This is a genomic window from Mesorhizobium sp. M1D.F.Ca.ET.231.01.1.1 (genome assembly GCF_003999155.2).
Lineage (GTDB): Bacteria > Pseudomonadota > Alphaproteobacteria > Rhizobiales > Rhizobiaceae > Mesorhizobium.
Window position 1 is genome coordinate 894,315 of sequence record NZ_RZOZ02000001.1, and the last position, 24,262, is coordinate 918,576.

The window sequence follows — 24,262 nt, forward strand, 5'->3', positions numbered from 1 at the left end:
ACCCTACGACATCAGCGGCATCGGGCCTTTCAGCGCTTCCGCCAGCGCGCCGCGGAACACCGCGATCGGCTGCGCAAGCCGGCCCGCCGGAGGGCGATGGAGCAGCCAGCAGCGCACTTGCGGCTTGAACCCGGGGCAATCCACTACCTCGACCGCGTCGCGCCACTGGCTGCCCGATAGCGCGCCAGGTGTCACGACGCCAATGCCATGGCCGCGCGCCACCAGCGACATGCGCAAGTCGGCCCCTTGCGCCTCGACGCCGACATGGAAAGGCAGCCGCGCCACCTCGAAGCGGTGGCGGATGAAGGCGCGGAAACCGCAGCCGGTTTCGTTCAGCACCCAAGGGTAGCGTGACAGCGCGTCGAGTTCGGCCGGTTTCGGCACGCCGAGGCTGGGCGACGCCACCAGCAAAACCTCCTGCACGCCGAGATCGTCGCCGACCAATTCTGTCGGCGGCGAGACGCCCTCGGCGAGGCAGACGGCGACCGCGTCGATCTCGCTGTGCAGCACCTGCTCCACCAGGCGCGGCGACAGGCTGGAAGTGATCTTCAGCGTCAGTTGCGGGAAGGCGGCGCGCAAGCTGTCGAGCGGCTCCGACAAAGCGCTGGTCGAGAGGTAGGGCATGATGCCGAGGCGGAACTCGCCCCTCACCTCTCCGGCCGGCGAGACGCCGGCCTTCAGATCCTCAAGCGAGCGCAGCACGCGGCGGCCATGTTCGTAGGCCTCGCGGCCGGAAGCGGTCGGCCTCAGCGGCTTCGACTGGCGGTCGAGCAAGGGCGTCGCCAGCCGCTCCTCGAGGTTCTGGATACGGCGTGTCACGCCGGGCTGGGTGAGGTTGAGCCTGGCCGAGGCGCCAACGATGGAGCCGGTCTCGACGACGGCGCTCGCCAGCCTCATCGCCGACGCCTTCGGCTGGCGCGCCTTCTACGCATTGAGCGCCACGGCCCTCGCGCTGCTCGCCATCCTGCTCGGCCTGACGCTGACGAGGCGGCGGCCGCTGGCGCATGCGAGCTACGCGGCGCTCATCGCTTCGCTGTTCGAGCTGTTGCGGCAGGAGCCGGTGCTGCGCCGCCGCGCCTTCACGGCGAGCCTGGTGATGGCGGCCTTCAGCGTGTTCTGGACGGCGGTGGCGCTCCGGCTTGCCGCGCCGCCCTTCGATCTTGGCCAGAAGGGCATCGCGCTGTTCGCCCTGGCCGGTGCCGGCGGCGCGGCGGTGACGCCGCTCTTCGGCCGCGCCGGTGACCGCGGCTGGACACGGCCAGCGACGATTTTCTGCCATCTCGGGGTGGTCGCCGCGCTCGGCCTCGCCACCTGGGCGGGTACCGCCACCAGCGGCTTATGGTGGCCGCTGGTGCTGATGGGTGTCAGCGCCGTGCTGCTCGACATCGGCGTCACCGGCGACCAGACGCTCGGCCGCCGCGCCGTCAACCTCTTGCAGCCGAAGGCGCGCGGGCGCCTCAATGGACTCTTCGTCGGGATCTTCTTCATCGGCGGCGCGGTTGGGTCGCTCCTGGCGGGGATGGCCTGGGCGTGGGGCGGATGGAATGCGGTGTGCGCGGCGGGTGCGGTGTTCGGGATGGCGGCGCTGGTGGTGGATTGGGTGGAGTAGCGGGAGCGCCTCAGCCAATCCCGCCCGTGACCACATACGCACCGGCAGTGCGCCCATCCGCCAGCCGCACGATTGCCGTGACGATCGATCCGTAGGAGCCGCGCCAGACGCTGTGGAAGCCCTGATGCGTCGCGGCCGGCACGACGGCCCGGCCGGTGTAGCGGTTGCCGCTCACCTGCATGGTGACCGGCTCGCCGTTGACGTGGACTTTCACGGCTGCCGCTGCCAGCCTGGTGTCACCCACCTCAACCTCCAGCGCCACCGCGATCTCGTCCTGGTCACCAGCTCGAGTCGTCTCGGCACTCAGCGAAAGCGTGAGCGGCGCATCGCCAGGTTGGCCCGCCCCCTTGCCTTCCGCAAACACATCCTCCGCCAGCGCCGGCGTGCGCGGCGGGGCGGTGCGGCGCCGGGTGGCGCGCTCGTAGTCGCCGGCCATCGTCAGCAGCGCCGTGTCCTCATAGGCCTTGCCGGCGAAGGTCAGGCCGACAGGCATGCCGATGTCGGCCATGACGCCCATCGGCACCGTCACCGTCGGGATGCCGAGATGGCGCCACACCAGATTGCCGTTGGCGACCCAGGTGCCGTTGCGCCAGGCAAGATCGGCGGAGGCTTCGTTGACGTCGGCATCGGCCGGGCCGACATCGGCGGCGGCAGGCAGCACCACGGCATCGAGGGAGTTCGCCTGCAGCCACTCTTCGAAGTCGATCCGCCGCGCGGCCTCCAGCCCCCTCAGCCCATCCTCGATGGCAGGAATGTCTTCCAGCGGCGCCACGCCCTTTCTGGCGCGCTCGACATATTCGGCAAGATCGAAACCGTCGTCGCCATAGCGGTCGGGCAGCGTGCCCGGCGGCTGCGGAAAGATTTTCGGGCCATCGACAGAAGCCAGATCGGGGATTGCCGGATCGCCATTGGCGCGCAGGAAATCATCCCAGGACCAGATGCAGTGGTCCCAGATCTCACGCTCGGCGAAGTCATGCGGCACCAGCCCGCGATCGACCATCGAGAGCGCGCCCGGACGATCGCGCTCGTAATTCGAGACGACAGGGAAATCGACCTCGACCACCTCGGCGCCGAGCGCCTCGAGATCACGCGCCGCCTGCCGCCAGAGACCGAGCACCGAGGCGCGGGTCTCGATCGGCCGCTCGGCTTCGCTATCCTTGCCGATATACATTTTCGGCACGCCGAGCCGCTTGCCCTTGAGCGCGCCTTGCAGCGGAAGCCCCGTGTAGCTTGCCGGCCTGAGCGCCGAAGCCTTCGGGATCGAAACCCAGGGCTGCACGCGCCAGAAGTCGCCACGCGTCTCGGTATCGTCGGCGACGATCACGTCGAGCAACTCCAGCACGTCGGGGATGCTGCGCGTGTGCGGCACCACCACATCCATTGTCGGCACCAGCGGCCAGTTGCCGCGCACCGAGATCACGCCGCGCGAAGGCGTGTAGGCGACCAGCGCATTGTTGGAGGCCGGCGCGCGGCCGGACGACCAGGTCTCCTCGCCGAGCCCGAAGGCGGCGAAGCTCGCCGCGGTCGCCGTGCCTGAGCCGTTGGACGAGCCGGAGGCGAAGGCGGAGGTCAGATAGTCCGCGTTGTAAGGACTCTCGGCGCGGCCATAGACGCCGCGCTGCATGCCGCCATTGGCCATCGGCGGCATGTTCGTGAGGCCGAGCAACACAGCGCCCGCGGCGCGCAGCCTGGCGATGGTGAAGGCGTCCTCGTTTGCTGTGAGATGCTCGAAGGCCGGCGAGCCGGCGGCGACCGTCAGGCCTTTCGCCTTGTAGCTGTCCTTGGCCGTATAAGGTATGCCGTCGAGCGGCCCGAGGCTTTTGCCGTCGCGGCGCCGGCGGTCGGAAGCGGCAGCCTCCTCGAACATTTTCGGGTTGAGGATGGGTATGGCGTTGAGCGCAATGCCGTGGCGGTCGTAGTGAGCGATGCGCCTCAGGTAAGCGCCGACCAGCTCGACGCTGGTGACGACGCCCTCCTCCAGCGCATCGCGCAGGTCGGCGATAGAGGCTTCGACGAGATGGAGGTTGGGCATGGCGAGGTGGCTCCGTTGGCGTTCCCTCCCTCTGCCTGCCGGGCATCTCCCCCGCAAGAGAAAGATTGAATCACGCGGATGGTCGCCAATCTCCGGCGTCTGAAGGCTGGCGGCAAGGCCGAAGCTGCCGATCTCCCCTTAAGTGGATCTTCAAAGGGGAGATTGGTCGCCTCGGCGCCGGCTCAATTGATGCTTGCCGTGTGTGCCGGCTCCGCCGGCCTCGTCTCGTCAGTGTAGGGCACCCTAAAGCCGTTCGCCGTCAGCCATTGGATCGCCGCCTTCGGCTCGTCTGTCTGGATGATGGTGGCGCCGCGGTCGACCCAGAAACCCCAGGCTTCGTGCGGCAGGCTGGCGGCCACCGCCAGCTCGTCGCCACGGCCGCCGGCGAGGAAGCCGCCTGGCTTGTTGACGATGGCGTAGGTGTCGGCCCAGAGGTGCCAGTCACCTCGGATCGCCGTCGCCCGCATGCGGGTGCCGAACAGCGGTCCGCCATTTGCGGTCAGCGTCTCGGCGCCAGCGCGCCAGTTGATCAGCTCGATGGCGCGCGGCGCGAACGCCTTGTCGACCTCACCGGCAAAGCTTGCATCATGCACGGCATCGTCGGCGAGGATCGGCATGAACTGGAAGCCACCGCCAGCCTGGGCGAGTGCTGCCTTGGCGGCATCGATGCGCTGACGGTTCCACAGGTTCTCCTTGACGATCACTTGGTCTGCCATGCCGAGTTCGCGGGCGACCGCGATCATGGCCGGCAGGTCGGTCACCTCCAGCTTGTTGTCGAGGTTGATGAGGATCCTGTCCTTGGTGGTCAGCAGCATCTCGCGCAGCGTCGACACAGCCTCATTGGTGACGGCGCCCGTGCCCTCGATCACCAGCCGGCAGTTCTTCAGCTCGGCCAGCGTATATTTCACCACCTCGCCCCTGCAAATGGTGGTGCGATCGAGCCAGCTGTCATGCATGATGACGAACTCGCCGTCCTTCGAGCGCCTGACGTCGACCTCGACGATCTCGGCGCCCATCGCGATCGAGCCCTCGACGGCGGCGAGCGAATTCTCGGCATAGAACGTCTTGCCGGCCTGCATGCTGCCGGCGCGATGCGCGGCGATCATCACATGGTCGCGCCACTTGTTGGCGTGCTCGAAGCGGTCGAGGATTTGCGCAGCGCGCGTCTCGCCGGCTAAGCTTTGGCCAGATAAGGCCGCAAGCGTGGCGGAAAGAAGAAGGCTCAGCCAGAGTGTTCGCATCAGGGAATCGCTCCGTTCCGGGTCGGGAACCGGTTAGGCGATGCCCATGACAGGGCGGTGAACGAAGCCGGCTAGGTGTTTGATATCAAGGTCCGTCAAATCCGTTTCGAAAGGCGACGGAACCAGGCCAGCGCCGGCATTTCGATAAAGCGCCAGGAAACCCAAGAAGCGATAGTGACGGCGATCGTCATCGCCAGCAGAGCCGCGAAGCCGATCCATGGCGAGCCGACGCCGAAGCCGGTCACCTGATCGCCGCGCAGCGTCATGTCGCCGACAACGCCATGCCCGAGCCTGCGCTCGATCAGGCCGCCGACGTTGATCATGCGCGCCTGGACGAAGATGTGGACCATGTAGATCGAATAGGAGAGCGAGCCGAGCAGCAGCATCGGCCGGCTGCGCAGCAACAAGCTGATCAGGCCGCCCTCGTGCGCGAAGAGGTAGAGCGCCAGCGCAAAGACAAGCGGCGCCGCAATGCCGGCGTCGTTCGTTCCGGCGACCGAAACGAACATGGCGATCACCGCGATCATGGCGAGCTCGGCCAGCGTCCAGGCCACGCGCCCTTCCCCGCCGGCAAGTGCCTGTCGCGCGTCTGCAATGGAATCGTGCTGAAACCAGGCGAGCAACGCGCCGAGCGAGAAGCCGTAAAGGCAGCGGATGAAGCCGAAATCGAAGGACACGTCCATATGACGGGTCGAAAAGGCAAGCAGGAAGAAAGGCGCCGTTACGGCGGCGGCGACGAACCATATCCAGGCGCGCCGGCCGGTGGCGAACACCACGCCGGCAAACAGCAGATAGGTGAAGAACTCGGCCGAAATGCTCCAGCTCGGCGCGTTCCAGCTCAGATGGTCCTCGACACCCATGCCCTGCAGCAGCATGAGATTGGCGACCAGGCTCTTGAGATCGAAACCGCCGGTGAAGGGGGCGGCACCGGTTCCGTGCAGGGCCGGCAGCGCCAGCCGCACAAACTCGAAAGCGACGAAAGCGACAAGCATCAAAAGATGCAGCGGGTAGATGCGGCCGAAGCGCACCAGCGCGAAGCGGGCAAGCCCATCCGGCCCGCTCAGCCGGCCGCCGTAGGAGTTGGCGATGACGAAGCCGGAAAGCACGAAGAAGAAGTCGACGAACAGATAGGAGCCGCCGACAAAGGCGCTCTGCGAGATCATCGAGGTGGTCGGGAAATGGAACAGCGCCACCAAGAGCGCGCAAATGCCGCGCCAGGAATCGAGCACCAGGAAGCGCTCGCCGGCAGCCGTTCCGGTTCGGGTCGCCGCAGGCGGGGGCGCGAGGTTGAGCAAGGCGGCCTCAGCCATAATGATACAAATCCTGTGTTGCCGTGGCATTCGCCGAGCGCCATTCCGTCTCCGCAAGCTGTGACTGGCATGTTGCGTGCCGGTTCTGTAGTTGTGGCTGCCCCGATGACAACCGAGGACCCATAATGGCGAATAAAGAGATCGACCACGCCTTCACGGCCCGTTCCAAGACGGGCGCGTCGTTCGAGCCGACCTATGCCGGCGCGCTGTCGTTCATGCGGCGTAAATACACGAAGGACGTGAAGGGCGCGGACGCCGTCGTGTGGGGCATTCCCTTCGATGCCGCGGTCACCAACCGTCCCGGCGCGCGCTTCGGGCCGCAGGCGATCCGCCGAGCCTCGGCGATCCTCGACAACGATCCGCAATATCCGTTCTCGCGCGACCTGTTCGAGCAGCTCGCGGTGGTCGACTATGGCGACTGCCTGCTCGACAGCGGCAACCATCAGAAGACCCCGGCCACGATCGAGCGCGAGGCGGCCAAGATCCTGAAATCGGGCGCCTTCCTCTTGACGCTCGGCGGCGATCATTTCGTCACCTGGCCGCTGCTCAAGGCGCATGCCGCCATCCACGGGCCGCTGGCGCTGGTGCAGTTCGACGCGCATCAGGACACCTGGCCGGACGACGGCAAGCGCATCGACCACGGCTCCTTCGTCGCCCGAGCCGTGCATGAAGGCATCATCGATCCCGACCGCTCGATCCAGATCGGCATCCGCACCCATGCGCCAGACACCTTCGGCATCAGGATTCTCTACGGCCACGAGGTCGAGGAAATGCGCGCCTCCCATATCGCCTACGCTATCGTTGAACGCACCGGCGGCAGGAAGACCTATCTCACCTTCGACATCGACTGCCTCGACCCGGCCTTCGCGCCCGGCACCGGCACGCCGGTGGCCGGCGGCCCGTCCTCGGCCAAGATGCTCTCGACGCTGCGGCAGCTCGGCCAGGTCGATATCGTCGGCGCCGACGTCGTCGAGGTTGCGCCGGCCTATGATCATGCCGATATTACGGCGATCGCCGGATCGATCATTGCCATGCATTATCTTGGCCTGGTGGCCGAGCGGAAGGCGCGGCTCGAGGACCTGAACAACGGCACTCATGCCGTGACACATCATGCCAACGGCATATAATCTTGGAATCGCAGGGAATTTGGTAACCGATGAAACCGAAAATCTTCATTGACGGCGAACATGGCACGACGGGCCTGCAGATCAGGGCGCTGCTGGCCGACCGCGGCGACCTGGAGATCATCTCCATCCCCGGCGACCGCCGCAAGGAAGCCGCGGCCAGGGCCGAATTCCTCAATGCCGCCGACGTCGCGATCCTCTGCCTGCCAGATGCCGCGGCCAAGGAAAGCGTGTCGCTGATCGAGAACGACAAGACAAAGGTCATCGACGCCTCGACCGCGCACCGCGTGGCCGAAGGCTGGGAATACGGCTTTGCCGAAATGGACAAGGACCAGGCGAGGAGGATCGCCAGCGCAAAACGCATCGCCAATCCCGGCTGCTGGCCGCAGGGCCCGATCGCGACGCTGCGGCCGCTGGTTTCCGCCGGCCACTTGCCCGCCGATTTCCCGATCACCGTCAACGGCATTTCCGGCTATTCGGGCGGCGGCCGGCCGATGATCGAGGACTATGTCGGCAAGGGCGAGGACGCGCCGGAGTTCCTGCCCTATGGCCTGACGCTGCAGCACAAGCATGTGCCGGAACTCAGGACCTATGCGAAGCTGTCGCACGATCCGATCATGCAGCCGGCTGTCGGCAATTTCGCGCAAGGCATGATCACGGTGGTGCCGCTGCAGCTCGGCGGCCTCGACCGCGTGCCGACTGGCGCCGAACTCCATGCCGCGATCGCCGACCATTACGCGTCGATCGACGGCGGCGTCGTCGAGGTGGCGCCCTACACCCATATGGAGCGCGTGCCGGAGATCGACCCTGAGGTCTATAACGGCACCAATCGCATGAAGGTCTACGTGTTCGCCAATGACGAGCGGGCGCAGGCGCTGCTCTTGGCGGTCTACGACAATCTCGGCAAGGGCGCGTCAGGCGCGGCCGTGCAGAACCTGGACCTGATGCTCGGCATCAAGCACTGAGCGACGGCAGCCGCGCGGTCGCCTGTGGCTGCCTGTCCGCTTCCTTGGCACCGTAACGCCGCCGATGAGAGCCGCGAGCTTTCGGTGGTCGAGGCGATCCGGAAGGTAAGCTTCAGCTTCTGACAGCGATCTCGGTCGGCAGCGGATAGGCGCCCTTGGTGCCGCGCCAATGCGCCACCGCGAAGCCAAGCACGATCAGCGCGAAGCCCTGATGGGTGAGCGCCATATGCAGCGGCACCTGCATCAGCAACGTGCCGATGCCGATCGAGGCCTGCACCAGCACCAGTAGGAACAAAAGCGTGGCGCGGCGGGCATGGGTGGTGCCCGGCTGGCGCCGCCACGTTGCGATCATGTGCCAGAACGCGGCCAAAAAGAGCGTGTAGGCGCCGAGCCGGTGCACGAACTGCACCGTCTTCGGATTCTCGAAGAAATTCAGCCAGGCGGGTTTTAGAAGCAGGAGATCGACCGGGACCAGTTGCCCGTCCATCAGCGGCCAAGTGTTGTAGCTCAGGCCAGCATGGAGGCCGGCAACTAGCCCGCCGAGATAGATCTGGATCAACGCCAGAAGCACGATCATGCCGGCAAACCGCTGCGTCGAGCGGTCGGCAGCCGGCTCCGAATGCGGCGCAAGGCCCCGCGCGACCACCATTGTGGCGGTGAAGATCAGCGCGGCCAGCGTCAGATGCGTAGCCAGCCGGTACTGGCTGACCGAGACACGCTCGACCAGGCCGGAGGCCACCATCCACCAGCCGATGGCGCCCTGAAGGCCGCCGAGCAGCAGGATGCCGGCCAGTTTCGGCCCGAGGCCGCGTTCGATGCGGCGTGTCGCCCAGAAGAACAAGAGCGGCAAGGCAAAGACCACGCCGACGCTGCGCGCAAGAATGCGGTGCACCCATTCCCACCAGAAGATCGACTTGAACGCCTCGATGCTCATGCCCTTGTTGAGCTCGGCGTATTGCGGGATCTGCTGGTAGCGCTGGAATTCTTCCTGCCACTCGGCATCATTGAGCGGCGGGATGACACCGTGGATCGGCCGCCACTCGGTGATCGACAGGCCGGAACCGGTAAGCCTGGTGGCGCCGCCGACCAGCACCAGCGCGGACAGCACGACCAGCACGACATACAGCCAGGCGCGCACCAGCGTGCGGTTCTGCAGGTCGCGGTCGCGGGCGGCAAACGGAGCCGTGGCGGTGATGGCAGCCATGGGACACTTCCCGGCAGTTGAACTCGCGGGATTGGTGGACCATGACCGCCGCGCTGGCAAGGCCGGACAGCGCGGCACGCCGTCGCGCTGGCTGGAGACGGTTGCACGAGCCTTCCGTTCGGCCTAAGCGAGACCGGTCAACGGGACCGCGACATGCCCATTCGCCTGAAAAAGCTGATCGGAACCATCCTGCTGGTGGCGCTGGTGATCATCTACGCGCTGATCGCTTCGGCGATCGCGGTAACCAGGCTGGCCGAATACGGCTCCCTGGCGCATTTCCTGTTCTTCCTGCTCAGTGGCCTGCTCTGGGTGCTGCCGGCAATGGGCATCATCAAATGGCTGATCATCGAGCCGCCTCAGAAAGGCTGAGGCGCTATCTCATTGTTCTCACGCAATTCCGGACGGATGAACGCTCCGCACTTTTCCTGGAATTTCTCTAGATCGTAACGACCATCTTGCCGGCATTGGCGAGCGGCGTGGTCACGCCCGACAGCATCGTGCGAATGTGGGCGAGGCTCTGGTAGCGGCCGTTGACGGAGATGCGCGGCAGCGCATGCAGGAAGCCAGCGTGCTCGGCTCTCAGCACGCCGTGCCGGGTCGTCACCGCCGAGACATAGCCGGCGTCCCGGACAAAGCCGACCTCGCGGCAGCCGACCGCGCTGGCATAGCCGTATGGGTAAGCGAAGTGGCGCGGCTCCAGCCCAAGCTTTTCCTCGAGGATGCGCCGGACGTCGCCGATTTCGCGGCGAGCATCTGCCTCGGAAAGCCGCTTGAGGTTACGGTGATTGATGGTATGCGCGCCGATCGTCACCAGCGGATGCGCGGCCATCCTGCGGATCTCGTCCCAGCTCATCAGAATGCCCGGACGGCCGGCGCCGACATCGATCCCGTTGGAGCGCGCCAGTTCGCGCAGCGCTATGCCCTGCTCTTCCTCGCGGACTTCGAGGGTCAGCCAGGCATTCAGCCGGGCAACAGCCTGAATCTTCCGGCCGGGGGTAGAGCAATCGACCAGCGTGGATCCGCTCGCCGTCTTCAGCGTAAGCCGCGAGCTCGTGTCGACGATATCCTCGACCACGTCCCACCAGAGGTCGGCCGCGCCGTCGATCAAACCAGGCGCGACATAGATGGTGATGGGCGCGCCGTGTTTTTCCAGCACCGGAAGCGCTTCCGTCATGTTGTCGCGATAGGCATCGTCGGCGGTGATCGTGGCGAACTGTGCGCCCTTGTCGCCAATCTTGATGCGCTCGATCGCTTCATCAAGCGTAACAAACGCATAGCCCCTTCCCTTCATGTCGGCGATCAGCCTGTCGAGGAAGGCAGGGGCGATGTTGAGATGGCGATTGACGCTGTTTGGCTTCTCCGGGGTCGCGGTCACGCGATGCAGCATCAGGATGGCGCCGATGCCGCCGACAAACGGCCTCGCCAGCGGAGCGAGGCCGGTGTAGCGGGCAACGTTCAAGGCCAGTTTGCGGATCGCCTCGCCCCCGTCGATCATTCCTTCACCTTTTGCGCCTAGGCTCATTCAAGCCAACTTGCGCCTATGCGAACCCCAGGTTGCAACCAATACGTCTTAAGGATTGAGGGATGGTTGACGCCGCCGCGTCATTTGACGGCAATCGGGTCGCTGCCAACGAGGCTACGGCGCGTGCCCCTGCCTCGAGCCAGGGCGGGCTGACGGCAGCGGTGATCGACAGCGCCGGTCTTGCCGGCTACGCGGAGTTCTGCGCTTCAGCGCTGTTTGCCCCGGCACAGAGCGCGTCCTGGCTGCGCAACTGGAGGGCCGAGACCAAGGCCGACATAGTGATCGCCACGCTGAACCTCGAAAGCAGACCGGCGCTTTCGCTGGCGCTGGAGGTCGTGCGAAGCGGTCCTTTCGGTATCGCCCGTTTCGCCGGCGGGCGCCACGCCAACGGCAACTTCCCTGCAGCCGATCCGCGGCTTCTGCCCGCCTTCGACGACTTGGCGATCCGCTCGTTGTTCCCGGCAATCTCCAGGGCGCGGCCGGACGTCGACCTCGTTTCGCTGGAGCGGCTGCTGACCGATCTCGACGGCGTCGCCAATCCGCTCACCACGCTGCCCAATTTCCCGAGCCCGAACCTTGCACTGGCGGTCGATCTCGACGGCGGGTTCGATGCGCTGCTTACCCGCGCCAGCGGCAAGCGCAAGCGCAAGAAGCACCGCTCGCAGACACGCAAGTTCGAGGCCGTCGGCAGCTTCTGCCGCATCGAGGCGCGAAGCCGCAAGGACGTCGACAGGCTGCTCGACGCCTTCTTCGAGATGAAAGAGTCGCGCTTCGCCAAGATGGGCATAGCCAACGTCTTCGGCGATGAAGACGTGCGCGCCTTCTTCAGGGCTTTGTTTGCCGACGCGCTTGCCGAGCAAAAGCCGTCCTTCCTGCTGCATGGGCTGGAAGTAGCGGGGAAACTTCGCGCCGTTACCGGCTCCAGCCGCTCTGGCAAGCGCCTGATCTGCGAGTTCGGCGCCATCGCCGAGGATGATCTCGCCTTCACCAGCCCCGGCGACTTCCTGTTCTTCGACAATATCCAGGAGGCTTGCGAGCAAGGCTTCGATGTCTACGACTTCTCTGTCGGCGACGAGCCTTACAAGCGGCTCTGGTGCGACATCGAGGTCCAGCATTTCGAGGTGCTCGCGCCGCTGACGCTGAAGGGCCGGGCGCTGGCCGCGGGACTGCGCCAAGGCGCCCGGGCAAAGGCCTTCATCAAGAACAATCCGACGGTCTGGAAACTGACCAAGATGCTGCGCCGGAAAGCGGCCGGCCAGACGGCAGCGCCTGCCGCCACCGAGGACGACAGTTAACCTTGGAAAGCGTTGCATTATCGCCGTCGAACTCCCCGGTTGATCCGGCAAGCGGCCTTGAGGCCCTTGGGTGGAACCTATCGCGTGCCGACAGGTTTTCGCACTCAGAAGGAGAACGGCCATGGCTAAGTGCGACCAGTGCGGCAATGACTACGACAAGGCATTCCAAGTTAGCCTGGGCGAGCAGACCTACACGTTTGACAGCTTCGAGTGCGCGATCCAGAAGCTTGCGCCGACGTGCCCTCATTGCAGTGTGCGGATCATTGGGCATGGCGTCGAGCAGGGCGACATCATCTATTGCTGCGCGCACTGCGCCGGGCAGGAAGGGGCCGGCGCTCTGACCGATAGAGCGCCCTGACATTCGCGACCTCTTGCCCTTCTTCCGGAGGGCCATGCGGGAGCGCTTTCCAAGGAGCGCTCCGAGCACGACCCTGAGCGGTCGTTCAAGTCATGCTACGCCGCCTGGACGATCTCGACCAGTTCAACGTCGAACACCAGATCCTTTCCGGCCAACGGATGATTGCCGTCGAGCTTCACGCTGGCGTCGTCGACACCGATGACCGTTACTTGCATGGGGCGCCCTTCGGCGGTGCGGGCCTGCAATTGGGTGCCGACGTCGACGTTGATGTTTTCCGGCACGCTGGCGCGGGCGATGGTTACGACCGCTTCGGGACGATGCGGTCCATAGGCGGCGTCGGCGGGAACGGTGACGGTGCTTTTCGCGCCGACTTCCATGCCCTCGACATGGCTTTCGAGGCCGGGAATGACCTGGCCCTCGCCCAGGGTGAACTGCAGCGGTTCGCCGCCGGAAGAATCGAATTGCGTGCCGTCGGTCAGACGTCCGGTATAGTTGATGCGTACAGTGTCGCCATTCTTGGCCTGTGTCATAGCAACCATCCTTTTTGGGGGGTTTTAGGGGACCGGCCTGGAGTTCACGGCCCCGCTCTCGATCATCCACGCATGAAAATGCGCGGTGCGAAACTCTAAAACTAGGTGCGCTGCTGCCGATGTAAAGTGCTGGACCTGCCGGGAAATGCGCTGGTTCGGTCCTTGCACCTAACCACTGTCAGGCCCGGCATCGACTGAACCGTGCTCTATTCGTAGCGGTCTCGGTGTCTCCCTGATACCTTGGAGCAATCGTTGCAACGCAGCCCAGAGCAGCCTTGTCGGCGTTCAGGCTATGCAGCCGAGCGACGTCCTGGCAATGGATTTCCCGGCTCATGGCCGACCGGGGTCACCAGCGTGACATCAGGATAGCCGTTCTCGATCAGCTTCACCGCCGCCTGCGTCACCTCGTCATCGGCTTCGAGCATCGACAGGAAGACTTCCGTGCCATCGCCGGCAAGGCGGCTGATGCCCTGCGCATCGGCCGGACCGCATTCGACGACGACAAGGTCGTAAGCCGTGGTCAGCGACTGCATGATGATCGGCAGCCGGTCGGCCGCACGCATGGCGCGAACCGGATCGGCGGTGCCGACCGGAATGACGTGGGCGTCCGAATAGAGATCGGGGTGGATGACGTCGCTGAACTGGGCTTCGGAGGCGAGCAGATTGGTGATGCCGGGGAACAGCCCGCTGTCCAGCATCGGCCGCGAGGCGGCGCCCGAGGCGGTGAGGTCGAGCAGCAGCACGCGCAAGCCCGCATCCGACACCTCGCGCGCCACCAGCACGGCGGTAGCGGCGGCCTCGTCGCCTTCCGGGGAGACGAAGATGGCACGCGCGGCGCCCGAGGCGATCAGCTTTTCGGCCGCCTTGTCGACATCGATCTCGCCCAGCCTGGACTGCCATGACCGGGGTGCTTCCACCTCTGCCGGCTCTGCTGGCTCGGCCACCACTGCCGCCGTGGCCGCGCCCTGCCCGATCCTATGGTCGGCGACCCAATCGTGGCTCTCTTCGTCCTCGGTTTCAGCGACCGCCGGCTCGGTGCGCGTCACTGGCATCGCCACCTGCTCGATCGGCTCGAAGCGCGCGCCGGCGGCCGGCCGCATGGCACGGCCGGAAAACAGTTCCTTCAGAAGCGTGCCGATCGCCATCAGCAGCAGCGACGCGACAGCCGCGGCTCCTGTGATCGGACCGATCTTCGGGAAATACGGTTCCGTGGGCACCTGCACTTTCGAAAGCAGGCGGGCGTCGACCGGCAGATAGTTGCGGTCCGCGCGCGAGGCGGCCTCGCGATAACTCGCCATATAGGATTCGAGCTGCTGGCGCTGAGCATTGGCATCACGCTGCAGCGCGTCGAGCTCCACCTGCTGTTCGCCGGCGCGGGCCGAGGCGGCCTTCAGCGTGTTGACCTCCGCGACGAGCTGGTCCTCGCGGGCGTTGGCCGTCTGCGCCTGAGTCGCCAATCCCTTCAGGATCTTTTGCGCCTCGTTGCGGATCTGGCCGTTGAGATCGGCAAGCTGCGACTTCAGCGCCCGGATGCGCGGATGGTTGTCCAGCAGGGTCGTCGACAGGTCGGCAATGTTGGTCCGCAATTCCACCTGCCGCTCGAGCAGGCGCTGGATCAGTTCGGAGGACAAGACTTCCGGGACACTGTCCAGCGTGCCGCCGTTCTGCAGCGCCTTGCGCACGCTGTCGGCGGTCGCCTCGGCGGCGGCGCGATTGGCGCGCACCCGCGAAAGCTCGGTCGACAGTTCGGAGAGCTGCTGAGTCGCGAGCACCGAATTGTTGCCGCCCATCAGCAGGTCGGATTGCGCGCGGTAGGCGGCAACCTTGGCTTCGGCCTCCTTCACCCGATTCTGCAGGTCGGTGATTTCCGGACCGAGAAAGCCGGTGGCGGCGGTGTTCGATTCCTTCTTTGCGTTGCCCTTGGAGGCAAGGTAGGCCTGCGCGATGGCGTCCGCGACCTGCGCGGCAAGCTTTGGATCCTTCGAGGAGAACTCGACGGCGATAACACGAGATTTTTCAACGCCGTAGACGTTGAGCTTATCGTGCATTGCGTTGAGCACGCGCTCTTCCGGCGGAATGTCGATGGGATCGCTCTTCAAGCCGACAAGAACCAGGGCACGACTGAGCGCCGACATCTTCAGCGCCTCGTCGAATTCGGGCAGTTTCTCCAGCTTGAGATCCGCCGCGACCTTCTTGAGGATATCGGGGGACGATATGATCTGGACTTCGGTGGCCACCGCCTCCTCGTCGGTCGCCGGCTTGTCGTCGATGGTTGTGCCGGCCGGCCGCGTGAAGACCGATTCGCGCGGCCCGATCTCCAGCTTGGCCACCGCTTTATATTGCGGTGTGGCCAGCCAGGCGAAGGCAAACGCCAGCCCGGTGACCACGAGCGTGACGAGAACGATGCGCGGCCAGTTCCTCGCCAGGCTAGCGAAGAGCTGTCTCAGGTCGACATCGACATCTGCGGCCGCGGACTGAACGGACATGCATCCTGCTCCGGAACTTTGAGTCGAGGATGGACCGTAAACAACTATGGTAACTCAGCCGTTAAGATCAGAATGCATAGTTATTAGTAGACACTCAAAGAACGCCCGCCGAAAGCAATAGAACAATTGGGTTTTTTGCCGTCCGTCGCCTCCTCAGCACCCGGTCCTTTACCGGCCATTAACCCTAACAGGATGATAACGGACGCACTTCCTGGGGTTGGCCGCAACACTTGCGGCGAGAGCGACGAAGGTTCGTGTCCGATCATGAAAAGCACTGCTCATCTCTTTCGCGCCATGCTTGCCCTGTCGCTGCTTGCCGGCTGTTCCAGCTATCGCCCGACGCCCGCCGCCTTTCATGAAGTGCTCGATCAGCCATACAGACTCGGCGCCGGAGACCGCATCCGCGTTACCGTGTTCGAGCAGGACGGGCTGACCAACACCTACAGCGTCGACCAGTCCGGCTACATCTCCGTCCCGCTTGTCGGCGCCGTGCCGGCGCGCGGCCATACCGCCCAGCAGCTCGAAAAGGAAATCGCCGACAAGCTGCGCCAGGGATATCTGCGCGATCCCGACGTTTCGGTCGAGATCGACCGCTACCGGCCGATCTTCGTCATGGGCGAAGTCGGCGCCGCGGGGCAGTATTCCTATGTGCCGGGCCTGACCGTGCAGAAGGCGATCGCGATCGCCGGCGGGTTCACGCCGCGCGCCAACCAGGAGAGCGTCGACATCACCCGCGATATCAACGGCAAGGTCATGACCGGCAGGGTGCAGACGTCCGACCCGCTCCTGCCCGGCGACACCGTCTACGTCCGCGAACGCTTGTTCTGAAAAATCAACGTGGCGGCTCATCTCCGCATCGTCCACTGCTTCCGCTCACCTGTCGGGGGAATCTTCCGGCATGTGCGCGACCTGACCGAGGCGCAGGTCGCCGCCGGCCATTCGGTGGGCATCGTCTGCGACTCAACAACGGGCGGCGACTATGAGGAACGGCTGTTCGACGCGATGGAGGAGAGCCTGGCGCTCGGCATACATCGCACGCCGATGCAGCGTCATATCGGGCCGGGCGACATCGCGGCGGCCTGGCGCACATATGGAATCATCAAGGAATTGCGGCCGGACGTGCTGCACGGGCACGGCGCCAAGGGCGGCGCCTATGCTCGTCTGTTCGGCTCACTGTTGCGGGTTTCAAGGTCTCGCGTGGCCCGCCTTTATTCGCCGCATGGCGGCTCGCTCCACTATGACGAAACGACGGCCACCGGAAAGCTGTTCTTCGCGCTGGAGCGTTTTATGGCTCGCTTTACCGACTGCCTGCTGTTCGTTTCCGACTATGAGCGGAAAACCTATCGCCGGAAGGTCGGCGAGCCGCCCATCCCCAACAGGCTGGTCTATAACGGCCTGCGCGCCGTCGAGTTCGAGCCGGTGGCGACCGCGGCCAATGCCGCCGATATCTTATACATCGGCATGATGCGCGACCTCAAAGGTCCGGACATCTTCATCGATGCGCTGGCGCAGGCCGGCAGCGAGCTCGGCCGCCCGTTGAGCGCGGTGATGGTGGGCAACGGCGACGACCTGCCACGCTACCACGCCCGGGTGGAGCGACTCGGGCTGAAGGGCCATGTCCGTTTCCTGCCGCCGATGCCGGCCAGGGAAGCTTTCGCGCTGTCCGCGCTGATCGTCGTCCCCTCGCGCGCGGAAGCGATGCCTTACATCGTGCTGGAGGCGCTTGCCGCCGGCATGCCGATGATCGCGACCGCTGTCGGCGGCATTCCCGAGATCTTCGGCGAAGACTCCCCCGCCCTGATCCGGCCGGATGCCGGCCAGCTTGCCGACAGGGTCAGAACGGCTCTTGACGATCCCGGCGCCTACCGGAAGCTGATGCCGCAGGGCGCCGAGTTGAAGGCGCGATTCGGCGCTGACGTCATGGCGGCCGAAATCGAGAAGGCTTATTTCGCGGCGCTGAAGATTTAGAATTTTCTGATTGACTATGCCGGGTGAGAAGACCGTCAGTCGTCACAAGCATTAATACGCGTTCAAAACCACCGGTTGTCTCAAGGCTTTCTTAGCTCTCTTTTGCTATCGATTTACGCGTAGCTCGCGGACAATCCCATGAACGAGATCGATCCGGTGCATCGCTTTTCCATGGATGCGGTGCGCAAATTCGACGGCCCGGCGGAGGGCCAGGCCAGCGGCATCAATGATGTGGCGCGCCAGGTCGCTTCGCAGTACCGGCGCGATACGATGTCGCCGATCATGGTCAGCGGCGTGCTGCGCATGGTCGAATTCGCGCTGCTGTTCCTTTCGGGACTCGGCCTCTATCTCTACTTTGTCGGCTTCTTCACCTACCTCGCCTGGCAATATCCGCTGTCGATCGCGGCGGCCTCGTTCCTGGCGGTTGTGCTGCTCGACGTCAGCGACAGCTACCAGATCGCGGCGCTTATGCGCCCTGTCGCCAGTTTCGGCCGCGTGCTGGTCGTCTGGGCCGGCACCTTCGCGCTGATGGCGCTTACAGCCTTCGCCATGAAGGCGTCGGAAGACTATTCGCGCCTCCTGTTCGGCACCTGGTTCGTGGTCGGCTTCATGCTGATCTTCGGCCTGAGGCTGGTGATCTCCAGGCTGATCAGGCGCTGGGCCCGCGACGGCCGCATGGAGCGGCGCGCCGTCATTGTCGGCGGCGGCAAGTCGGCGGAGATGCTGATCCGTTCGGTCGAGAAGCAGCCCTACAACGACATCCGCATCTGCGGCATCTTCGACGACCGCGGCGACAAGCGCTCGCCGCCGATCGTCGCTGGCTATCCCAAGCTCGGCACCATCTCCGAGCTGATCGAGTTCGCCCGCATCGCCCGCATCGACATGCTGATCGTGTCGCTGCCGCTGACCGCCGAATCGCGCGTGCTGCAGCTTTTGAAGAAGCTCTGGGTGCTGCCGGTCGACATCCGTCTCTCGGCACATTCCAACGCGCTGCAGTTCCGGCCGCGCGCCTATTCCTACATCGGCTCGGTGCCGATGCTCGACATCTTCGACAAGCCGATCAACGACTGGGACTCGGTCGCCAAGCGCAGCTTCGACATCATCTTCTCGCTTGTCGGCATCATCCTCTTCTCGCCGGTGATGCTGGCCACCGCCATCGCCATCAAGCTCGACAGCAAGGGGCCGGTGCTGTTCAAGCAGAAGCGGCACGGCTTTAACAACGAGATCATCGAGGTCTACAAGTTCCGCTCGATGTATGCCGACAGGTCGGACCCGACCGCCAGGCAGACGGTGACCAAGAACGATCCGCGCGTCACCCGCGTCGGCCGCTTCATCCGCAAGACCTCGATCGACGAGCTGCCGCAGTTCTTCAACTCGCTGCTCGGCTCGCTGTCGCTGGTCGGGCCGCGTCCGCACGCGATCGCCGCCCAGTCGCACAATCTGCTCTACAACGAGGTGGTCGACGGTTATTTCGCGCGTCACAAGGTGAAGCCCGGCGTCACCGGCTGGGCGCAGATCAACGGCTGGCGCGGCGAGATGGACACCAATGAAAAGATCCGCATGCGCACCGAATACGATCTCTACTACATCGAGAACTGGTCGATGCTGTTCGACCTGCGCATCCTGTTCCTGACGCCGGTCCGCCTGCTCAATACGGAAAACGCCTATTGAGCGCCGTCACGCATGACCTGCCGGCGGCCGCGGTCAGCCAGTTGCCGCCTCAGGCGGTCAACCAGTTGCCGGCTTCCGCGGTCAACGCCAAGCTGATCGCGTTGATCTCGTCGGTGGCGATCGTGGTCGGCATCCTGCTTTCCGGCTTCGTCATCAGCGAGCCAGCGCCCTACGAGCTCTACATGGCCGGGCTGATCGCCGTCTGGGCGCTGTTCGGGCTGAAAATATCGCGGGCGGTACTGCCGCTGCTTCTGCTCCTGGTGGCAATGAACATCGGCGGCATGATTGCGATGACGCAGATGGCCGACCTCGCCAACACGCCGCTCTATCTCGCGGTCTCGCTGTTCCTCGCCTTCAGCGCGGTCTTCTTCGCCTCGGTGACGTCGACGCAGCCCAGGCTCTACCGGCTGATCTTCATCGCCTATGTTGTATCGGCGGTGGCGACGTCGCTGCTCGGCATCGCCGGCTATTTCCATGCCTTCCCGGGCGCCGAGATGTTCACCAAATACGATCGCGCCGCCGGCGCCTTCCAGGACCCGAACGTGTTCGGGCCGTTCCTGGTGCTGCCGGGTACCTATCTGCTCTACCTGCTGCTCACCGGTCCGGTCTCGCGCATGCCGCTGCTTGCGGTGCCGCTGCTGATCGTAACCGCCGGCATCTTCTTCTCCTTCTCGCGCGGTGCCTGGGGCATGTTCGCGGTGTCGGCGGTGCTGCTCACCGCTTGCCTGTTCCTGCAGAGCGCCAGCGGCATGTTCCGGCTGAGGGTCGTGGTGATGACGATTGCCGCGGTCGCGCTCTTGGTGATCGCCGTCCTCGTCATCCTGCAACTGCCCGGCGTGTCGGACATGTTCACCCAGCGCGCGCAACTCGAGCAAAGCTATGACACCGCGCGCCTCGGCCGCTTCGCCCGCTACGCGATCGGCTTCCAGATGGCGCTGGAGCATCCGTTCGGCATCGGACCGCTGGTGTTCGGCACGATCTACGGCGAGGACACGCACGACATCTGGCTGAAGGCGCTGATGGACTATGGCTGGCTGGGCTTCGTCTCGTTCCTGACGCTGACCTTGTGGACGATTTGCGCCGGCTTCCGCATCCTTCTGCGCGACCGGCCCTGGCAGCGCTATCTGCTTTGCGCCTATGTCGCCTATCTCGGCAATATCGGGCTCGGCACCTTCATCGACATCGACCACTGGCGCCATCTCTATCTGCTGCTCGGGCTGATCTGGGGCGCGATCGCGCTGGAGTACCGGCATCAGAAGCAATTGCGGCTGGCGCGGGCTGTTCTCGCGCCCGCGATATCATCGGCTAGATAACTGCCGATTCGGTTGGCCCGCACCAGGCTGTCACGACTGCGCGCCGAGGCTCTTGCAGCGCCGGTGGGCAGCACAGGTGGGCATCGCAGTGCGCTGGGTGATGCCCTTCACGGTGGCGCCGCCAGGATCGGCCGGGTGGTGGCTGCAGGCGCCCTCGTTCACCAGCGCGCGGTCAGGCACTTCCTCTTTGCTAGACTAGAAAGCCGCCATGGATCGTCCTTTCAGTGATCCGCGGAAGTTGTGCTTTCTGTTCTGTTGAAGCATTGTCTGCCTGCGTGGGAGATTGCGCGGGGTGGGGAATGACTGACAGCTTCCGTGCGACGCTTCATTCGATGGTCGAGGAGATGAAGGCGGCGCCCGAAGCGATGCAGCCTTCGAAATTCTGGCAGGACTTGAACCGGCGTCATGCTGAGCGCATCGCGTCGGCCGGGATCGCGAATTTCAAACGTACGTTGGCCAAGGACTATTTCACATGGATGCGGGTTCTGCCTTGGGATCCGCAAATCCGCTTCTTGGTCGGCCACCTTCCCCTCGGGGCTTCGATCCGGGCGGCGCTTGGGATCATATCTCCCTTCAAGCATCGCCATATTCCGTTGCCCGAGGGCTTCGCCCTGAACTTTCTCACCCGACTCGTCTGGCAATATGCCCGGCAGGAATTTCCGAAAGAAATTGCGGCCCTGTCGGAACCGTCGGTCGGCAATCCACCGGCAATCCGCATCGGCGGAGGACTCGTTTCTCAGGACCTCGCCAATTCAATCCTGGAATACAAATCGATCGAGTCGGCCGTGACCGGGACCGTTTGCGAGCTTGGCGGCGGCTACGGTCGAACAGCGTTCGTCATTGCTTCGCTGCATCCGACCGTCAGGTACATCATGGTTGATATCCCGCCTGCTCTCGGGGTCGCTCAGGAGTATCTCTGCCAACTGTTTCCGGACAGAAAGCACTTCCGCTTTCGCCCGTTCGACAATTTTGAAACAGTTCGAGAGGAATTCGAGGCATCCGCACTTGCCTTCCTGCTGCCTCATCAACTTGCACTTCTGCCCGATTCCACCGTCGATCTGTTCATCAACATCTCATCCCTGCATGAAATGCGGCTCGACCAAATCGAATGTTATCTGTCGGAAATCTACCGGCTTGTTCGTCCGGAAGGACACTTTTACCTCAAAGCCTGGAAAGTCTCGAAGATACCATTCGAAGGAATCGTGATACGGGAGAGCGACTATCCGTTGGAACGCTGGGAGCGAGTTTATCGCCGGCCCCCAAAGATCCAGTCGAGCTTCTTTGAGACCTTGCTTCGGAAACCCAAAACTTGACGCGTCATAACTCCCGTCCGGAGAAGGAAGACCACCGAAGACGGCGACCGCCATCGACGGCGACATGGTGCGCGTGACCGGCATTCTGGATGGTTCGATAGATTACCCACAGAACGGTTCGCGAAACATCCGTGGAGATCTGTGCGCCCATCGCCGCGTTCCCGGCGCTTCGGCTCCCTTGTGTTCTCGGGCTTCGATTTAGCGCTTGCACTCCAACCTTTGAGAATATAGGGCTTTCGGCGGTCCGGAGTGTAGCGCAGCCCGGTAGCGCACTTGACTGGGGGTCAAGGGGTCGTCGGTTCGAATCCGGCCACTCCGACCATTTTTAGCCTGAGACTTGCCCCCCAAAGTCGTTCTTCACCAACCCCCTACTGACACACGTCGACCCATACAGCGCCGACAAGATCGGCCATCCTTTGCGGCGCGATCCGCACGGCCGCGTTGGTAGCGCCCGCGGCGGGGACGACCTCGTCGAAGGCCCTTAGCGTCACGTCGCAAAAGACCGGCAGCGGCGCGGGCAGGCCGAACGGGCAGACACCGCCCGGCGGATGGCTGGTCGCCGCAAGCACCTGTTCGCCGTCGAGCATGCGCGGCTTGCCGCCAAGGATGTGCTTGCACTTGCGGTTGTCGAGCCTGGCTGTGCCGCTGGTCACGACCAGCATGGTCTCGTCGCCGATGCGCAGGCAGATGGTCTTGGCGATCTGCGCCGGCATCACGCCATGCGCCTCCGCCGCCAGCGCCACGGTCGCCGAGCTGGCCGCGGTGACCAGGACCTCGATGTCGGGCGCATGTTCGGCGAAGAAGGCGCGGACCGATTCCAGGCTCATGAGCGGACCCTCGTCATGCATGGTGGCCGACGCCCGAATCGCGGCGCCGGTCGGGATTGGCACATGACGGCTCGGCTGTTGGCAAGAGCCAGGAATAATGGGTCGAAGCCGCAAAAAAGCCCGCCATGGCGCTACCGCGGCGGGCTTTTCAAGCGGACGCTTCTGCGTCTCTATTGCTGCGTGGGCCGATTCTCTTCGGTCGGCACTCTTATCAATTCCTCTTCCGGCACCTGCAGGGCGGAAGCGATTCGCCTCAACTTGGCGGGGTCGGCGTCCTTGCCGTCCTCGATGTCGACGATCTCGCCCACGGCGAGGCCGCAGGTCAAGGAGAGCTCCTCGATCGTATATCCCCTCGTTTCGCGCACGGCTTTCAGCGGATTGATGCCGGACGCGGCAATGATGTCGTTAGAAACAGCGTTTCTTGCGGTGTTGGGCATGGCAACTCCTTGGGATGAAACAAGACAGATGAAATGTGGCGTTGCCTGAGACGGGCGGGAGAATGGCCGTTAACGGATGATTTGCCAAGAGGGACCGTCGCGGCCGTCACGCCATCGTGAACCGGTCCTGTCGACCGGAGGCCGAGGCCGCAGGCCACCGATATGTAAGGTCGCGCAACGCCCAATCAAGTTCTTTTGAAGCGCAGCAAGCCGGCGCCGCCGGCATTTTGCCCGCCCCAATTCGTTAGGGTTCTGTCGCTGGTCGACGGCGGGCGGGCGTCAAAACCCCTTTGGAAGGATCGGATGCCATGAAACTGAAGTTGTTCGCGATCGTGCTCGGCATGGTCTCAAGTCTCGCGGGCGCGGCGCATGCGGACACCGTGCGCATGCGCGGCACGGTGGTCGACCTCGCCGGAACCGCGCTGACGGTGAAAGCCCGCGACGGTAGGACCGACACCGTCACGCTTTCTCCCGACTGGATGATCTCGGGCGTCGCCAAGGCGTCGGCCGCCGATATCAAGCAGGGCGATTTCCTCGGCGTCGCGTCGGTCTCCAAGGCCGATGGCGGCAGCGGCGCGCTGGAAGTCGTGATCTTCCCCGCAGCGCTGAGAGGCACCGGAGAAGGCGACCGCGATTGGGATTTGCAGCCCAACAGCCGGATGACCAACGGCACGGTCGCCGACGTCACCGAAGTCAACGGAAGGACAGTGACGCTCACCTATAGCAGTGGCCCGAAGAAGGAGATCGCCATTCCGCAATCGACGCCGATCGTGAAATTCGCGACCGCCAAGCCGGCGGATCTCAAGCCAGGCATGAGCGTGTTCGTCAGCGCCGAGCGGGGCAGCGACGGCAAGCTCGTTTCACGCCGGGTGGTGGTCGGCAATCATGGCGTCGCTCCGCCGATGTGAGGGGCGAGGCCGGCGCATCGGCCACGCGCGTTTCAAAAGATCATGATGCCGCCGCGTGCCTGCGCATCCGGCGGGCGCCCAGGGCCATCGTGATTTAGACGGAAACGATCCGGAAACAAAAATCTACAGTCCGGAAAAATTGTCGAAAA

The 24,262-nt window shown here is 64.4% G+C and carries 23 protein-coding genes and 1 tRNA gene; 13 read left to right on the forward strand and 11 right to left on the reverse strand.

Going from position 1 to position 24,262, the window contains the following annotated elements; translation table 11 throughout:
• Positions 1-3: 3 nt before the first annotated feature.
• Complete coding sequence (locus EN874_RS04565) at positions 4-897, reverse strand: LysR family transcriptional regulator (protein WP_127424203.1); 894 nt, start codon at positions 895-897, stop codon at positions 4-6.
• On the opposite strand from EN874_RS04565, the gene EN874_RS04570 reads away from it, so the two are divergent.
• A complete protein-coding gene (locus EN874_RS04570) occupies positions 860-1,609 on the forward strand; it encodes an MFS transporter (protein WP_127424204.1) in 750 nt (249 codons plus the stop codon). The genes EN874_RS04565 and EN874_RS04570 overlap by 38 nt on opposite strands.
• A gap of 10 nt (positions 1,610-1,619) precedes the next feature.
• Here EN874_RS04570 and EN874_RS04575 read toward each other — a convergent pair whose 3' ends face one another.
• From EN874_RS04575 to EN874_RS04585, 3 genes are all read right to left on the reverse strand, one after another.
• Positions 1,620-3,641 carry an amidase gene (locus EN874_RS04575; protein WP_127424205.1) on the reverse strand — a complete coding sequence of 674 codons (2,022 nt, stop codon included), beginning with the start codon at positions 3,639-3,641 and terminating at the stop codon, positions 1,620-1,622.
• A gap of 182 nt (positions 3,642-3,823) precedes the next feature.
• On the reverse strand, positions 3,824-4,882 hold the full coding sequence (locus tag EN874_RS04580) for a glycerophosphodiester phosphodiesterase family protein (RefSeq protein ID WP_127424206.1): 1,059 nt from the start codon (positions 4,880-4,882) through the stop codon (positions 3,824-3,826).
• 95 nt (positions 4,883-4,977) lie between these two features.
• A complete protein-coding gene (locus EN874_RS04585; RefSeq protein ID WP_127424207.1) occupies positions 4,978-6,192 on the reverse strand; it encodes an acyltransferase in 1,215 nt (404 codons plus the stop codon).
• Between the two features lie 125 nt (positions 6,193-6,317).
• On the opposite strand from EN874_RS04585, the gene speB reads away from it, so the two are divergent.
• Both speB and argC read left to right on the forward strand, forming a co-directional pair.
• Positions 6,318-7,319, forward strand: coding sequence for an agmatinase (gene speB / locus EN874_RS04590; protein ID WP_127424208.1), 1,002 nt, complete (start codon positions 6,318-6,320; stop codon positions 7,317-7,319).
• A 29-nt stretch (positions 7,320-7,348) separates the two neighbouring features.
• Complete coding sequence (gene argC / locus EN874_RS04595; RefSeq protein WP_127424209.1) at positions 7,349-8,281, forward strand: N-acetyl-gamma-glutamyl-phosphate reductase; 933 nt, start codon at positions 7,349-7,351, stop codon at positions 8,279-8,281.
• 112 nt (positions 8,282-8,393) lie between these two features.
• Here the strand turns inward: argC and EN874_RS04600 are convergent, their stop codons facing one another.
• Positions 8,394-9,485, reverse strand: a complete 1,092-nt coding sequence (locus EN874_RS04600; protein ID WP_127424210.1) for a COX15/CtaA family protein — start codon at positions 9,483-9,485, stop codon at positions 8,394-8,396.
• Between the two features lie 153 nt (positions 9,486-9,638).
• Between EN874_RS04600 and EN874_RS04605 the strand changes: the two genes are divergently transcribed.
• The gene (locus EN874_RS04605; RefSeq protein ID WP_126084214.1) at positions 9,639-9,854 is read left to right on the forward strand and encodes a DUF2842 domain-containing protein; all 216 of its coding nucleotides are present in this window, start codon (positions 9,639-9,641) and stop codon (positions 9,852-9,854) included.
• Between the two features lie 67 nt (positions 9,855-9,921).
• Here the strand turns inward: EN874_RS04605 and EN874_RS04610 are convergent, their stop codons facing one another.
• Entirely contained in the window at positions 9,922-10,980 is a 1,059-nt protein-coding gene (locus EN874_RS04610; protein ID WP_127424211.1) for a polysaccharide deacetylase family protein, read from the reverse strand.
• Between the two features lie 89 nt (positions 10,981-11,069).
• Between EN874_RS04610 and EN874_RS04615 the strand changes: the two genes are divergently transcribed.
• Both EN874_RS04615 and EN874_RS04620 read left to right on the forward strand, forming a co-directional pair.
• The gene (locus EN874_RS04615) at positions 11,070-12,302 is read left to right on the forward strand and encodes a GNAT family N-acetyltransferase (RefSeq protein ID WP_127424212.1); all 1,233 of its coding nucleotides are present in this window, start codon (positions 11,070-11,072) and stop codon (positions 12,300-12,302) included.
• A gap of 121 nt (positions 12,303-12,423) precedes the next feature.
• Entirely contained in the window at positions 12,424-12,660 is a 237-nt protein-coding gene (locus tag EN874_RS04620; protein WP_127424213.1) for a hypothetical protein, read from the forward strand.
• A gap of 95 nt (positions 12,661-12,755) precedes the next feature.
• On the opposite strand, the gene EN874_RS04625 is transcribed toward EN874_RS04620, so the two are convergent.
• Both EN874_RS04625 and EN874_RS04630 read right to left on the reverse strand, forming a co-directional pair.
• Positions 12,756-13,190: a peptidylprolyl isomerase gene (locus EN874_RS04625; protein WP_126084218.1), complete on the reverse strand. Its 435-nt coding sequence runs from the start codon at positions 13,188-13,190 to the stop codon at positions 12,756-12,758.
• A 290-nt stretch (positions 13,191-13,480) separates the two neighbouring features.
• Complete coding sequence (locus EN874_RS04630) at positions 13,481-15,676, reverse strand: exopolysaccharide transport family protein (protein WP_127424214.1); 2,196 nt, start codon at positions 15,674-15,676, stop codon at positions 13,481-13,483.
• Positions 15,677-15,940: 264 nt separating this feature from the next.
• Between EN874_RS04630 and EN874_RS04635 the strand changes: the two genes are divergently transcribed.
• From EN874_RS04635 to EN874_RS04650, 4 genes are all read left to right on the forward strand, one after another.
• Positions 15,941-16,504 carry a polysaccharide biosynthesis/export family protein gene (locus EN874_RS04635; RefSeq protein WP_127424215.1) on the forward strand — a complete coding sequence of 188 codons (564 nt, stop codon included), beginning with the start codon at positions 15,941-15,943 and terminating at the stop codon, positions 16,502-16,504.
• Between the two features lie 9 nt (positions 16,505-16,513).
• Positions 16,514-17,644 (forward strand): glycosyltransferase, encoded by a 1,131-nt coding sequence (locus tag EN874_RS04640; RefSeq protein ID WP_127424216.1) that lies wholly within the window; start codon positions 16,514-16,516, stop codon positions 17,642-17,644.
• Between the two features lie 138 nt (positions 17,645-17,782).
• On the forward strand, positions 17,783-19,315 hold the full coding sequence (locus EN874_RS04645; RefSeq protein ID WP_126084224.1) for an undecaprenyl-phosphate glucose phosphotransferase: 1,533 nt from the start codon (positions 17,783-17,785) through the stop codon (positions 19,313-19,315).
• A gap of 65 nt (positions 19,316-19,380) precedes the next feature.
• Positions 19,381-20,628 carry an O-antigen ligase family protein gene (locus EN874_RS04650; protein WP_127424522.1) on the forward strand — a complete coding sequence of 416 codons (1,248 nt, stop codon included), beginning with the start codon at positions 19,381-19,383 and terminating at the stop codon, positions 20,626-20,628.
• 30 nt (positions 20,629-20,658) lie between these two features.
• Here EN874_RS04650 and EN874_RS04655 read toward each other — a convergent pair whose 3' ends face one another.
• Complete coding sequence (locus tag EN874_RS04655; RefSeq protein ID WP_348631711.1) at positions 20,659-20,808, reverse strand: glycosyl hydrolase 108 family protein; 150 nt, start codon at positions 20,806-20,808, stop codon at positions 20,659-20,661.
• A 119-nt stretch (positions 20,809-20,927) separates the two neighbouring features.
• Between EN874_RS04655 and EN874_RS04660 the strand changes: the two genes are divergently transcribed.
• Both EN874_RS04660 and EN874_RS04665 read left to right on the forward strand, forming a co-directional pair.
• Positions 20,928-21,941, forward strand: a complete 1,014-nt coding sequence (locus tag EN874_RS04660) for a putative sugar O-methyltransferase (protein WP_127424217.1) — start codon at positions 20,928-20,930, stop codon at positions 21,939-21,941.
• Between the two features lie 245 nt (positions 21,942-22,186).
• Positions 22,187-22,263 (forward strand) — tRNA-Pro (locus EN874_RS04665).
• 46 nt (positions 22,264-22,309) lie between these two features.
• On the opposite strand, the gene EN874_RS04670 is transcribed toward EN874_RS04665, so the two are convergent.
• A complete protein-coding gene (locus tag EN874_RS04670) occupies positions 22,310-22,768 on the reverse strand; it encodes a YbaK/EbsC family protein (protein ID WP_127424218.1) in 459 nt (152 codons plus the stop codon).
• Between the two features lie 170 nt (positions 22,769-22,938).
• Positions 22,939-23,205: a helix-turn-helix transcriptional regulator gene (locus EN874_RS04675; protein ID WP_126084228.1), complete on the reverse strand. Its 267-nt coding sequence runs from the start codon at positions 23,203-23,205 to the stop codon at positions 22,939-22,941.
• Positions 23,206-23,513: 308 nt separating this feature from the next.
• On the opposite strand from EN874_RS04675, the gene EN874_RS04680 reads away from it, so the two are divergent.
• Positions 23,514-24,113 (forward strand): hypothetical protein, encoded by a 600-nt coding sequence (locus tag EN874_RS04680; RefSeq protein WP_127424219.1) that lies wholly within the window; start codon positions 23,514-23,516, stop codon positions 24,111-24,113.
• The last annotated feature ends 149 nt before the right edge of the window (positions 24,114-24,262 follow it).

Excerpts from the sequence above, each read along its gene's own strand:
- EN874_RS04570 (WP_127424204.1), top strand. The coding sequence starts at position 860 with ATGGAGCCGGTCTCGACGACGGCGCTCGCCAGCCTCATCGCCGACGCC.
- EN874_RS04565 (WP_127424203.1), bottom strand. The coding sequence starts at position 897 with ATGAGGCTGGCGAGCGCCGTCGTCGAGACCGGCTCCATCGTTGGCGCC.
- EN874_RS04575 (WP_127424205.1), bottom strand. The coding sequence starts at position 3,641 with ATGCCCAACCTCCATCTCGTCGAAGCCTCTATCGCCGACCTGCGCGAT.
- EN874_RS04580 (WP_127424206.1), bottom strand. The coding sequence starts at position 4,882 with ATGCGAACACTCTGGCTGAGCCTTCTTCTTTCCGCCACGCTTGCGGCC.
- EN874_RS04585 (WP_127424207.1), bottom strand. The coding sequence starts at position 6,192 with ATGGCTGAGGCCGCCTTGCTCAACCTCGCGCCCCCGCCTGCGGCGACC.
- speB (WP_127424208.1), top strand. The coding sequence starts at position 6,318 with ATGGCGAATAAAGAGATCGACCACGCCTTCACGGCCCGTTCCAAGACG.
- argC (WP_127424209.1), top strand. The coding sequence starts at position 7,349 with ATGAAACCGAAAATCTTCATTGACGGCGAACATGGCACGACGGGCCTG.
- EN874_RS04600 (WP_127424210.1), bottom strand. The coding sequence starts at position 9,485 with ATGGCTGCCATCACCGCCACGGCTCCGTTTGCCGCCCGCGACCGCGAC.
- EN874_RS04605 (WP_126084214.1), top strand. The coding sequence starts at position 9,639 with ATGCCCATTCGCCTGAAAAAGCTGATCGGAACCATCCTGCTGGTGGCG.
- EN874_RS04610 (WP_127424211.1), bottom strand. The coding sequence starts at position 10,980 with ATGATCGACGGGGGCGAGGCGATCCGCAAACTGGCCTTGAACGTTGCC.
- EN874_RS04615 (WP_127424212.1), top strand. The coding sequence starts at position 11,070 with ATGGTTGACGCCGCCGCGTCATTTGACGGCAATCGGGTCGCTGCCAAC.
- EN874_RS04620 (WP_127424213.1), top strand. The coding sequence starts at position 12,424 with ATGGCTAAGTGCGACCAGTGCGGCAATGACTACGACAAGGCATTCCAA.
- EN874_RS04625 (WP_126084218.1), bottom strand. The coding sequence starts at position 13,190 with ATGACACAGGCCAAGAATGGCGACACTGTACGCATCAACTATACCGGA.
- EN874_RS04630 (WP_127424214.1), bottom strand. The coding sequence starts at position 15,676 with ATGTCCGTTCAGTCCGCGGCCGCAGATGTCGATGTCGACCTGAGACAG.
- EN874_RS04635 (WP_127424215.1), top strand. The coding sequence starts at position 15,941 with ATGAAAAGCACTGCTCATCTCTTTCGCGCCATGCTTGCCCTGTCGCTG.
- EN874_RS04645 (WP_126084224.1), top strand. The coding sequence starts at position 17,783 with ATGAACGAGATCGATCCGGTGCATCGCTTTTCCATGGATGCGGTGCGC.
- EN874_RS04660 (WP_127424217.1), top strand. The coding sequence starts at position 20,928 with ATGACTGACAGCTTCCGTGCGACGCTTCATTCGATGGTCGAGGAGATG.
- EN874_RS04670 (WP_127424218.1), bottom strand. The coding sequence starts at position 22,768 with ATGAGCCTGGAATCGGTCCGCGCCTTCTTCGCCGAACATGCGCCCGAC.
- EN874_RS04675 (WP_126084228.1), bottom strand. The coding sequence starts at position 23,205 with ATGCCCAACACCGCAAGAAACGCTGTTTCTAACGACATCATTGCCGCG.
- EN874_RS04680 (WP_127424219.1), top strand. The coding sequence starts at position 23,514 with ATGAAACTGAAGTTGTTCGCGATCGTGCTCGGCATGGTCTCAAGTCTC.